The sequence below is a fragment of the Gemmatimonadaceae bacterium genome (assembly GCA_020852815.1).
In the GTDB taxonomy this organism is placed as follows: Bacteria; Gemmatimonadota; Gemmatimonadetes; order Gemmatimonadales; family Gemmatimonadaceae; genus SCN-70-22.
The window spans coordinates 34,112-46,582 of record JADZAN010000014.1 but is presented as its reverse complement, the minus strand read 5'-3'; the positions used below and the strand labels follow the sequence as shown (position 1 = coordinate 46,582).

The 12,471-nt window shown below is 67.6% G+C and carries 5 protein-coding genes; 2 read left to right on the top strand and 3 right to left on the bottom strand.

The genetic code is table 11. From position 1 onward, the window contains the following. Window positions 1-56: 56 nt before the first annotated feature. Window positions 57-1,025, bottom strand: coding sequence for an acetyl-CoA carboxylase carboxyltransferase subunit alpha (locus IT359_07640; GenBank protein MCC6928847.1), 969 nt, complete (start codon window positions 1,023-1,025; stop codon window positions 57-59). Then, window positions 1,026-4,547 carry a DNA polymerase III subunit alpha gene (gene dnaE / locus IT359_07635; protein MCC6928846.1) on the bottom strand — a complete coding sequence of 1,174 codons (3,522 nt, stop codon included), beginning with the start codon at window positions 4,545-4,547 and terminating at the stop codon, window positions 1,026-1,028. It lies immediately after the preceding gene. A 197-nt stretch (window positions 4,548-4,744) separates the two neighbouring features. Between dnaE and IT359_07630 the strand changes: the two genes are divergently transcribed. Next, window positions 4,745-5,932 (top strand): aminopeptidase, encoded by a 1,188-nt coding sequence (locus tag IT359_07630; protein MCC6928845.1) that lies wholly within the window; start codon window positions 4,745-4,747, stop codon window positions 5,930-5,932. A gap of 79 nt (window positions 5,933-6,011) precedes the next feature. Here the strand turns inward: IT359_07630 and IT359_07625 are convergent, their stop codons facing one another. Next, window positions 6,012-8,069 (bottom strand): ATP-dependent helicase, encoded by a 2,058-nt coding sequence (locus IT359_07625; GenBank protein MCC6928844.1) that lies wholly within the window; start codon window positions 8,067-8,069, stop codon window positions 6,012-6,014. A 621-nt stretch (window positions 8,070-8,690) separates the two neighbouring features. On the opposite strand from IT359_07625, the gene IT359_07620 reads away from it, so the two are divergent. Then, window positions 8,691-12,128 carry an Ig domain-containing protein gene (locus tag IT359_07620; GenBank protein ID MCC6928843.1) on the top strand — a complete coding sequence of 1,146 codons (3,438 nt, stop codon included), beginning with the start codon at window positions 8,691-8,693 and terminating at the stop codon, window positions 12,126-12,128. The last annotated feature ends 343 nt before the right edge of the window (window positions 12,129-12,471 follow it).

The following is a 12,471-nucleotide window of genomic DNA, read 5'->3' as shown; positions in this document are numbered from 1 at the left end:
CTCTCGTCTTCCCGTCCCCAGCCTTCGCTGGGGCAGGCTACTCGTCCTCTCGTCTTCTACTCAGAGAACTTCCCCATCTTCAGGAACTTCTCCCGCCGCTTGCGAACCAGCTTCTCCGGCTTGAATCGGCGCAGCTCCTCGTAATGCTTGATCAGCGATTCCTGCAGCGCCGCGGCCGCCACCTCGTGGTTGGCGTGCGCGCCGCCCAGCGGCTCGGGGACGATTTCGTCGATGACGCCGAGTTCCAGGAGGTCCTGGGCGGTGATCTTGAGCGCGCCCGCCGCCTTCTCACGCATCACCGGCGACTTGCCGTCCTTCCAGAGGATCGCCGCGCACCCCTCGACGGTGATCACCGAGTAGACGGCGTTCTCCAGCATCAGGACGCGGTCGGCGACGCCTAACGCGAGCGCACCGCCCGAGCCCCCCTCGCCAATCACCGTGGCGATGATCGGCACCTCGAGGTTGCTCATCTCGAACAGGTTGCGTGCAATCGCCTCGGCCTGTCCGCGCTCCTCGGCGCCAAGGCCGGCCCACGCTCCCGGGGTGTCGATGAAGGTGAAGACCGGGACGTGGAACTTCTCGGCGAGCTTCATGAGGCGCAGCGCCTTGCGATACCCCTCGGGGTGCGGCATCCCGAAGTTGCGCTTCAGGTTCTCCTTGGTGTCGCGTCCGCGCTGATGCCCGATGATCATGACGGTCTCGCCGTCGAGCCGGGCCCACCCGCCCACGATCGCCGCATCCTCGCGAAAGGCACGGTCGCCGTGCAGCTCGACAAAATCCGTGAAGCAGAGCCGCACGTAGTCGAGCGTGAACGGGCGCTTGCTCGAGCGCGCCACCTGCAACCGCTGCAGCGGGGAAAGGTTGCGATACACCTCCTGCCGGAGGTCGGTGAGCTTGCGCTCCAGCGGCTTGAGGTCGGCGTCCACGCTCAGCTGCTGGTCGCCCGCCATCCGCTTCAGTTCGTCGATCTGTTTCTCGAGTTCGAAGATGGGGCGCTCGAACTCCATGGTCGGTGTGCCAGCCATTTATTGCCCTCCGACGCGCACGAGGCGCACGCGGTCCTGGCCAAGCAAGGCGCGCAGTTCGCCGAGTGCCGCACTGTTGGCGGCAATCCTGATGGAGCGCGATCGCAGTCGCGACGGCGTTCCCCTGGCGTCTGTGTATCGAACTTCGAGCGGTGCCGAGCCTGGATGGGATTCAGCCACGATTCGGACGTCCTTCATGAGATCCGGCGACAATGAACTCCCGTCCCCCGTCTCCCGTCTCCCATCCCCCAGATCCAGTTCCACCCCGACCTGCCCCGCCACGCGCAACTCCTCGAAGCGTTGGACCGACTCCACGATGAACGTCGGGTTGTCGGCCCCCTGATCCCGCTTGGAATACCCCCCTTTCACCAACAGAGGGATGTCGGTCTTCACGCGATCCGACAGTGCGGCCCAGGCTTCCGGAAATACCAGAAGCTCCGAAGATCCCGAAAAATCCTCCACTGTCAACCGGGCGAACTCGGCTCCCGACTTCTTGGAAACTTGCCGCTTCACCGCGGTCACGACCACGCCCAGCGTCATGCCCCCTTCCTGCCACACCCCAAGCTGCGAAACGCTGGCCGAGGTGAACAGTTCGCATTCGGCCCGGTATGGCTCCAGCGGATGCCCGGAGATATAGAAGCCGAGGATCCCCTTCTCCTGGGTGAGTCGCTCCGACTCGGACAGTGGCGCCACGTTGGGCAACGTGAGCTGGTGCCCCCCCGTCTCCCGTCCCCCGTCCCCCGTCGCTCCCAACAGCTCCCCGAACAGCGACCCCTGCCCGGTTGCCTTCTCCGCCTGCTTGAGCGACGCCTCCTGCAGCGCGGCATCGAGGATGGCGAGGTACTGCCCGCGGTGGCCGCCTAACGAATCGAGCGCCCCCGAGTGGATGAGCGCCTCGAAGACGCGCTTGTTGCACATCCGCAGGTCGATGCGCTCGCACAGGTCGAAGATCGACGCAAAGGGGCCATCCGTGCGCGCGCCGAGGATCGAGTCGATCGCCGTCTTCCCCACGTTGCGGATCGCCCCCAGGCCAAAGCGGATGCGCTTGTCGCCAACGACGGTGAACTTGTACCCCGACTCGTTGACATCGGGAGCCAGCACCTCGATCCCCAGCTCGCGCGCCTCGTTGATGAACTTCACCACGCTGTCGGTGTCGCCAATCGACGACGACAGCACCGCCGCCATGAACTCGGCGGGGAAGTGGCACTTGAGCCAGGCGGTGTGATACGAGACCACCGAGTAGGCAACGGAGTGCGACTTGTTGAAGCCGTAGCGCCCGAACGTCTCGATCTGTGCGGCGAGGTCCTCGATGGTGCGCTTGTCGTACCCGCGCTCGAGCGACTTCTCGACGAACTTGCCGAGCTCGATCTTGATCAGCTCCGCGTCCTTCTTCCCCACCGCCTTGCGCAGCACGTCGGCTTCGGCCAGCGAGATGCCGGCCAGCACCTGCGCGATGCGCATCACCTGTTCCTGGTAGGTGATGACGCCGTAGGTGGGTTCGAGGATCGGCTCCAGCTCGGGGAGTGCGTAGACGACCGGTTCCTCGCCGCGCTTGCGCCGCTGGTAGACCTTGTGCATCCCCGCGTCGAGCGGGCCGGGGCGCATCAGCGCGTTGGAGGCGACGAGGTCGTCGAAGCGGTCGCACCGCATGCTGCGCAGCATGTCGGTGGCCAGCGGCGACTCGAACTGGAACACCCCGACCGTGCGCCCCATGCGCAGCATTCGGTACGTCTCGGGGTCGTTGTCGGGGATCTCGTCGAGGTTGGGGACGGCCTTCCCGCGCGCCGCGATGTTTTGCAGCGCATCGTGAATGACGGTCAGTGTCGTCAGGCCGAGGAAGTCCATCTTGAGCATCCCCGCCTTCTCGAGGCACGTCATGTCGTACTGCGTGACGATGACCGTCTCCTCGCTCCCCGCGCCCGCTCCCTTCGAACTCTGCGTGCAGATGGGGACGTAGTCGTCCAGCGGGCCGGGTGCGATCACCACGCCGGCCGCGTGCACCCCGGTGTGGCGAGACAAACCTTCGAGAGCAACGGCGTAGTCCAGCAACGTCGTGTAGCGCTCGTCGGTCTCGTAGAACTTCCGCACCTCGGGGACCTTCTCGATCGCCTCGCCGACGGTGAGCGAGAAGTTGGGCTGGTTGGGGATGAGCTTGGCCAGCGCGTCGGTCTCGGCCGGCGTGAAGCCCAGCACGCGCCCCACGTCCTTCACCGCGGCGCGTGACTTCATCGTCCCAAACGTCACGATCTGCCCTACCGCGTCCTTGCCGTACTTCTCGCGCACGTACTCGATCACCTCGCCGCGACGCTCGAAGCAGAAGTCGACGTCGATATCGGGCATCGAGACGCGCTCCGGGTTCAGGAAGCGCTCGAACAGGAGGTCGTACCTGAGGGGACAGACGTCGGTGATGCGGAGCGCGTAGGCGACAATCGAGCCGGCCGCCGAGCCGCGCCCCGGCCCCACCGGGATCCCGCGATCGCGCGCCGCCTTGATGAAGTCGTAGGTGATGAGGAAGTAGCCCGAGTACCCCGTCTTGGTGATGACGCCAAGTTCGTAGTCGAGCCGTTCCTGCACGTGCGCGGGAAGCGCCTCGCCGTAGCGCGCCCGTGCCCCCTCGGTCGCCAGCTGCACGAGCAGGTCGTCCTCGCTCCGTACCGTGGCGGGGAGCGGGAACGACGGCACGTGGTACTTCTTCGAGAAGACCACGTCACACTGCTCGGCGATGGCCAGCGTGTTCGTGAGCACTTCCGGGTGGTCGGGGAAGCGCTGCGCCATCTCCGGGGCGCTCTTGAAGTAGAGCCCCTCGTCGTACTTCATCCGGTCCTTGTCGTCCCGGTCCTTCCCGAGGCCGATGCAGAGCAGGATGTCGTGCGCGTCGTGGTCGCTGGCCTTGAGGAAGTGCGCGTCGTTGGTGGCGATGACCGGAAGCCCGACCTCCTTCGCCAGCTGCAACACCTGCTCGTTGAGCGTCGCCTGTCCGCCGGAGTCGTGCGCCTGGACCTCGAGGTAGTAGCGGTCCTTGAACGTCTCGGCGTACCAGGCGGCCGCGGCGCGGGCGCCCGCCCAGTCGTTCTTCTCGAGGTGGACGGCGATTTCCCCCGCCATGCACGCCGAGGAGACGATGATCCCCTCGCTGTACCGGGCCAGCAGCTCCCGGTCCATGCGCGGGCGCGTGTAGAATCCCTCGGTGTAGGCCAGCGAGGAGAGCTTCACCAGGTTCCGGTAGCCTACGATGTCGCGGGCCAGCAGGACGAGGTGGTAGTACGGCTTCAGGCCCGGGGCCGGACGCGCCTTGAGGCGGCGATCGCCCGGCGCCACGTACGCCTCCATCCCGATGATCGGCTTGACCTTGGCCTTCTTCGCCTTCTCCTGGAACTCCCAGGCGGCGTGCAGGTTGCCGTGATCGGTGATGGCCAGCGCCGGCTGTTCGAACTCCTGCGCACGCTTGATCAGGTCCTCGATGCGGTTGGCACCGTCGAGGAGCGAGAATTCGGAATGGCAGTGCAGATGGACGAAGGACATTGCGACGTAACTTAGTGGTCACGACGGCCGGCGCCAAACCGGGGCGACGGCGCCGGGAACCGGCTATCTCCTTGACAGCATTCTGCTTATGCGTGTTATCCCGCCTCGCCTCGCCACCCTGGCGCTCTCATGACTGACCAGCCGCGCAGCCTCGAGTCGGGCGCCCGCGCGCCCTGGCCCGCGTTTGCCACGTGGTCGTGAGTTCGCCGGGAGCGCGGGGCGCCGCGGTCACGTCCGGGCGCCGTTGGTGGCGACTCGTCAGGCGCATCGCGGGGGGCGTGCTGGCGCTGGCGGTCCTGCTCGTCGTGGCGACGCCGCTTGGTCGCTACGTGGCGCGCGCGGCGTGGGAGGAGGGGAAGATCCTCGCCCGGCGCCGGCCGATTGCCGCGATCCTTGCCGAGGGTGCCGCGGCGGCGGGGGGGGGCGAAGGGGGGGCGGCAGTAGGTACCGCGGTCCCCGCGAGCCCGGCCTCCCGTGAGCTGCAACGCCGGTTGCAGCTGGTGGTGGATGCGCGGGCCTTCGCCCAGCGCTCGCTCGCCCTCGCCGGCGGCGAGTCGTTCACGACGTACTCGGCGCTGGAACGCGACACCCTCGTCCTCGTCCTGTCGGCGGCGCGCCGCGACACGCTGGCCCCCTACACCTGGTGGTTCCCGGTGGTGGGGCGCTTCCCGTACAAGGGGTTCTTCGACTTCGCCGAAGCCGAGCGCACCGCCGAGTCCATGCGCCGGCGCGGGTTCGACACCTGGCTGCGCCCCGCCTCGGCCTTCTCCACGTTAGGCTGGTTCAACGATCCGCTCCTCTCGACCACGTTGCGCCTGGACACGCTCGACCTGGCCAACACCGTGATCCACGAACTCACGCACAACACGCTGTTCGTGAAGGGCAAGGTCACCTTCAACGAGTCGTTCGCATCGTTCGTGGGGGCACGCGGGGCGATGGAGTTCTTCCGTGCGCGTGGGCAGGGGGCGGCGGTACGCCGCCTCGAGGCCGAGTGGCGCGACGAGAAGCTGCTGGGCTCGTTCTGGGGCGCCACGCTCGCCGCCGTCGATTCCGCCTACACCGCGCATGCAGGCGACTCCACCGCCAGGGTTGCCGCGCGCGACTCCGTCTTCGCGCGAATGCGCCGCGTCCTGACCCGCGACCTTGCCCCCCGGCTGACGACCATCGACACGTCGCGGCTCGCGCGCCTCCCGCTCGACAACGCCTCCCTCCTCGCCCGCCGCGTCTACGCCGCCGACCTCTGGCTCTTCGACGCCGTCCACGCACGTGCCGGCGGTTCGGTGAAGGAGACCGTGGCACTCGTCAGGCAGCTGACGCGCGGCGGGAAGGGAGACCCCTTCGAGCAGCTCCGGTCCTGGCTCGCCGAGCACGCGCCCTTACCCTAAACGCACGCAGCAGCCGCCGATACGCTCGCTCCCGCCCTCCCGCCCTCCCGCCCTCCCGCCCGCTCGCCCCCCCGAACCCCTACTTGAACCTCGCCCGCATCAACGCCCGCACATCGATCGTTCCCGGCGCCGGCGGCGCATCAGGCGGCGGCGCATCGTCCCAGCGCGGCACCACCTTCTCCATCTGCTCGCGCACGCCGCGATCGAGGAAGCGCGACATCTGGTCGATCGAGTAGTCGGCGCCGCGGCGCGAGCCGTAGGAGTTGAGCGGGTAGGTGACGGCCAGGTGGTTCCGCGCCCGCGTCAGGGCGACGTACATCAGGCGGCGCTCTTCTTCCAGCTCGTCCGCGTCGTTCATCGACCGCGCCATGGGGAAGAAGCCGTCCACCGCCCAGATGAGGAAGACCGCGTCCCATTCCTTTCCCTTCGCGCTGTGCACCGTGCTGAGGATGAGCGCGTCGTCCTCGTCGGTCGTCCCACCCGCCAGGTCCTGCGTGGCCTGCGGCGGCTCGAGCGCCAGCGCGGCGAGGAAGGCGCCGCGCGAGGGATAGCCACCCGCAATCACTTGCAGCTGGTCGAGATCGGCCAGCCGTGGCTCCACGCGGTCGTAGCGCTCGCGCAGGATGTCGTCGTACACCAGGCGCACGCGCGCCAGGTCGTGCCCCACCTGTCCCTCGGCGTCGTGGCCGGCGAGTTGTTCCAGCAGGACGCCTAACGTGACGTGCGCCGCGCGCGCGCGCGGCGGCGGCGACCACCGCTGGAAGGCGCGCGGGTCCCACGCGTGCGCCGCCATCGAGGCAATCGCCTGCCGCGCCGTCGCGTCGCCGATTCCCGGCAGGAGCAACAGGAGGCGGTACCAGCTCACCTCGTCGCGCGGGTTCTCCAGGATGCGCAGGAAGGCGAGCACGTCCTTCACGTGTGCCGCCTCGAGGAACTTGAGTCCTCCCCACTTCTCGAACGGGATCTTGCGGTTGGTGAGCTCGATCTCGAGGTCGGCCGACATGTAGCCGGCGCGGAACAGCACCGACATCTCGCGCAACGCGATCCCTTCCTCGTGCAGCTCGAGGACGCGCTCCACCACGAAGCGCGTCTGCTGCGCCTCGTCCTGCACCGACACGAGCCACGGGCGCTCCCCGCCTTCGCGCTTCGTCCACAGGTTCTTCGTGAAGCGCTCCTCGGCACGCGCAATGAGCGTGTTGGTGACGTCGAGGATCGGTTGCGTCGAACGGTAGTTCTGTTCGAGGGTGATCATCGTCGTCCCGGGAAACTCGCGCGGGAAGTCGAGGATGTTGCGGAAGGAGGCACCGCGGAACGAATAGATGCTCTGCGCGTCGTCGCCGACGACGGTGATGTTGCGGTGCGCGCGGCACATCCCCTTGAGGACGCGCGCCTGCAGGAGGTTGGTGTCCTGGTATTCGTCGACGAGGATGTGGTCGTAGAGCCCGGCGATGCGATCGGCGAGCGCTGGTGCGCTCTCCAGCATCGCCTGCCAGAAGAGGAGGAGGTCGTCGTAGTCGACCAGGTTGCGCGCCGCCTTTCGCTCGGTGTAGTCGGCGAAGATGCGTGCGATGTCCTCGCGATAGTCGACAAACGGGGGATACTCGTCGCGCAGCAGGTGGTCGAGCGCGATCTCCGTGTTGACGTGACGCGAGTAGAGGTAGTGCAGCGTCTCCTTCTTGGGAAAGCGCTTTTTCTTCTCGCCGAAGCCCAGTTGGGCGCGCGACAGCTGCATGAGGTCTTCGGCGTCCCCCTGGTCCATGATGGTGAAGTCGGCGGGGATGCCGGCGGCGGCACCAAAGCGGCGGAGCAGGCGATGGCCGGTGCCGTGGAAGGTGCCACCGGCCACGTGGCGCGAGGCGCTTCCCACGAGCCGTTCGGCGCGCTGGAGCATCTCCTGGGCGGCGCGCCGGGTGAAGGTGAGGAGGAGGATGCGTTCGGGTGGCGTGCCCTGATCTATAAGATGGGCGACGCGGTAGACGAGGGTGCGGGTCTTTCCGGTGCCGGCGCCGGCGATGATGAGGAGGGGTCCGGTGCCGAACGTTGCGGCTGCTCCCTGCTCCGGGTTGAGCTCGGCGGCGAGGTTACGCGCGGGGGCGGGGACCTCGGAGGAGCGGGAGTAGAGGCGCGGGTCGGACATGGGGACAAGATGGTGGGGGAGGGGAGCATGACGAAGTGGGGCGTGGCTGTGACGGTGGGGTCGGGGTGTCCGTCATTACCCGTCGTGCGGTTGTCCGGATTTCCTCTGGCGATATGGTGGCGAGAGCGTGTAGATTCGCGCCGCGTTTTGCTGGAGGAGGGCGGTATCGCGGGGTGCGAGAGTGTTGGATGCCCTGTGGTGCTGGTCTTTGCTCGTTGGAGTCCCTGCACCCGGAAGCGGGGCGACGGGGGGCACCAGCGGCGCGATGTTGGATAACCGAGGGAAAGCTGAGCTGCCGGTGACAGGAGAATCGGGGCGGGCTAGGTGTGTCGTTCAGCGACAACACTTTGCCTTGACCCGGTATTCTGGTGCCGGTAGCTTGGTTGGCTGCGTCCCGGGGGTATCCGGACGCGGGTTTTTCGGATCTGACATCAAGAAGTGACCGGCCGAAGCAACGTGGGGTCTCCAGTCATTGAGACGGAGGCCGCATTGCGCCTTCGGTCGACGCTTGTGCGTCGAGCGGGTGTCCCGCCAGACGAGAGCAAGGCGGTAAGTGCAGGAAGGCAGTAGCAGGACCAGTCCGAGCAGGACACAACTCACTCTGCAGAAGGGGGAAAAGGAATGCAGAAATTCACTCGGTCGTTATTTGCGGTCGGCGCGGTCCTCGGACTCGCCGCTTGCGGAGACGACGTATCGGTCACGCCGCCGCAGGAGCCGCTGCCGGCGATTGTGACGGGCGTGAACGTGACGCCGGCCCAGGTGACCATCGCCGTTGGCGAGAAGGTCATCCTGTCGGCTTCGGTCACGGTCAGCCAGGGCACCGGCGCGCCGGCGACGACGGTCACGTGGTCGACGAACTCGTCGACGATTGCGACGGTCAGTGCGGCGGGCGAAGTGACGGGCGTTGCGGCTGGCACGACGACGATCGTTGCGACGTCGACGGCTGACAACACCAAGCGTGGTGCCGCGGCCGTGACGGTTCGCGCCCCGCAGGTGACGAGCGTGACGGTCCAGCCGACCGCGCTCGCGCTGAAGGTTGGTGAGTCCGCGACGGCTGTCGCCACGGTCAACCGTGACGCGGGCGCCGCCTCGACGGTGACGTGGAAGTCGAGCGCCGAAGCCATTGCGACGGTCGACGCCACGGGCAAGATCACGGCGGTTGCCGTGGGTACGGCGGTCATCACCGCGACCTCGACGGCTGACGCGACGAAGTCGGGCGCGCTTGCCGTGACGGTCTCGGCGCAGCCGGCGGCCCTCAACACGCTGACGGTCACCCCGACGGTCATCACCCTCGGCCCGGGCTCCGCGCAGACGGTCACCACGACGGTGACGACGGCGTCGGGCGCCACGGTTGCCTACTCGAACAACGCTGCCACGGCCGCCTCGGGCTGCCCCGGCATCGCCACCGCCTCGACCAACGCCACCTCGGGCGCGACGACGATCACCGCCGTCGCTTCGGGTGCTTGCGTCGTGACGATCACCGCCACGGGCTCGGGCGCCGGCCTGTCGACCAACTCGCTCCAGGCGACGGTCGCGGTCAACGTCCTCACCCCGCAGGTCTCGATCAACTCGATCACGTACGGCGCCACGAACACCCCGGTGCCGGTCAACAACGTGAACGGCCAGATCGAAATCAACCTGAACTTCCAGCCGAGCGGCCTGCCGATTGACTCGGTCGTCGTTCGCATGAACCAGCCCGACGGCCTCCGTCGTGTTGCGAAGCAGAACTTCGGTGGCGCCATCCCGGCCGCCGGCATCCTCACGCTCTCGGTCAACACCGCGAACTTCGTGAAGGACGCCGCCGCTCCGTCGGTGACGGTTGACCTCCTCAATGGCCCGAGCACGGTGTCGGCCCAGGTGTACCCGAAGGGTGCCACGGGCTCGACGGCGGCCAACTGCACGAACAACCCGTCGGACCCGACCTGCGCCTCGCCGGTCGCGATCGTCCTGAACAACGTCGACGGGTGGTCGGCCGACATCACGAAGCCGTCGGTGAACGCGGTTTCGGCTGCGAACATCACGTACTGGGGTGGCCCGACCGCCAACGCGTCGGCCACGGTGTACCCGGTCATCTACACCCCGGGCCGTAGCGTCTCGAACGCGATCTGGACCCTGGGCGGCTGCTCGCTCGACACGACCGGCGTCCTCGCGGCGTCGAACGGTGGTCGCACGCAGCAGGGCCGCACGCGCTCGTTCGGCTACACGGCCAACGGCGCGCAGGAAGCCTGCACCTCGTACGAGAACAACGGCGGCACCCGCGACAACGTCGTGGTCGCCTCCGCGCAGGACAACACGAACAACACGTTCGCCACGACGCCGCTGATCGCCAACACGGTGGTCTTCAACGCGACGCCGGACTCGCTCCGCCTCGACTACCGCGCGCCGTCGGTCAACACGCCGTCGATCACGCGTACGCTGCCGGCGGTGACGGGCTGGGTGAACGGTGCGTTCAGCTTCATCAACTTCGCCTCGGCCGATAACGGCGTTGGCCTCCGCGCCACCCGCGACCGTGCGACCTCGTACACCTCGGTGAACTGCTCGGGCGTGACCGCGACTGACGTCGCGATGGCGACCGGCACGGGCGCCGACATCAACGGGGCCGTTGCCTGCCCGACGAACTTCATCGGCGGCACGCCTGGCCTCGGTGGCACCGCTCCGTGGACCGTGAAGGGCTCGGAGTCGGATCGCCTCGACAACCGTGGCGTCTCGTCGGCCACGCAGACGTTCGGCACGGACTACACCAACCCGAACATCCGCTGGGGCATCGTGGGCGCCGGTCTCCCGGTCGCTTACGGCGGCACGGCGACGGATCCGGTCGACACCGTCTACACGGTGAAGCCGGTTGCCGGCACCAACGAGTTCCGCGCTGAGTACCTCGACGATCGCGCCGGCTTCTACAACGCCGGTGACTACGACGCGGTCAACAACGTCGCGGCGCAGTCGCACCACCTCTCGACCGCTGGTCACCTGAACCCGACCGGTCTCTGCTCGGTCGCTTCGGCAGGCTCCACGCCTGGCGCCACCTTCGTCACCGACCCGCAGTGCGGCTTCACGCGCATCACGCTGGCGGTCGCGGGTGTCCGTGTCGACGGTTGGAAGGCTGGTCAGCGCGTCGACGTTCCGCAGCCGGAAGGCTACTACGGCTACAAGACGTGGGTCATGGACGCCGCCGGTAACACTTCGTCGACGATCTTCCGCCGCACGCTTGTGAACGCTGCCTCGCCGTTCTCGACGGGCCTCGGCGTCCCGGCGACGCTCACCGGCTCGACGTTCGTCTTCAATGCGACGCACGCCGACTCGGCCGAAGTCATCGCCCAGTCGCTCGAACTGACCTACCCGGCCGTTCCGACGGTTACGGCCCTCCGCTATGCGCGTGGGTCCGTTGGCACCGCCTTCGACGACGTCATCTCGTCGCCGCTGGCTGTGACCATCTCGCCGACGCACGGCGCCGTGTACGCTCGCGGCATCGAGTCGACGGATGCGTCGGTCTTCCCGGCGGTCAACGTCCAGGCCTACGCGGCTGGCACGGCCAAGCCGACTTCGGCGACCGTCTGGTCGTGGAACGTCGGTAGCACCAAGGGCAACGGCGTCGGCTTCCCGGCTCCGTCGACCTCGCCGGTCATCCCGATCCCGGCGCTGAACGTCCAGAATGGCGCGGGCGTCCAGGCTTGGAACGTTGCCAACCCGACGATCGCGGTGAACCATTTCCGCCTGATCCCGTCGCTGGCGACGACCGATTGGTTCGGCTCGACAACCCCGCTTCGCGCGCAGGTTGCCTCGCCGACCAATGCACCGAACCCGCCGTTCACGCGCGTTGACTTCTACCGTCTCGACGCGGGCGGCACCTGGTGGAACTATGTCGGCAGCAGCAGCTCGGCTATCGGCAGCGACCAGGGCACGTACCGCTCGTGGATCTACGCGCTGCCGAACGCCTCGTTCGTCAACGCCTGGAACACGACGGCCATCCAGACGGCTGCCGCCACGGGCGATACCTTCATCGCGGTCGGCGTTCTGTCGAATGGCGATGCGATCGTCACGCAGGTGCAGGTGATGCCGTAAGCTCGCAAGAGCTGACGGGATTGGTTGAACAGGAACACCAACGGCCCCGCGAAAGCGGGGCCGTTTGGTTTTCCCACCGGTCGGTCCATCGCGCGCCCTAACGAGTCACCGGCAGCGCTTGACCCTAGCCGACCGATGCATCAGCATTCCGACCGCGCCGGCGCGTGCAGGTCATCGCGCGTTCGTCGCGCCGTCCTTCGTACCACGAGGTCTCCATGAACCACAGGCTCGCATCCATAGCCTCCGCCCGCCCGCGCGCACGCGCGCGTCGCGCCGCGGCGCACGCACTTCTTTCCGTTTCTGCCGCCCTGTGGCTGGCGGCTTGCCGCGAGTCTGGTGGGGG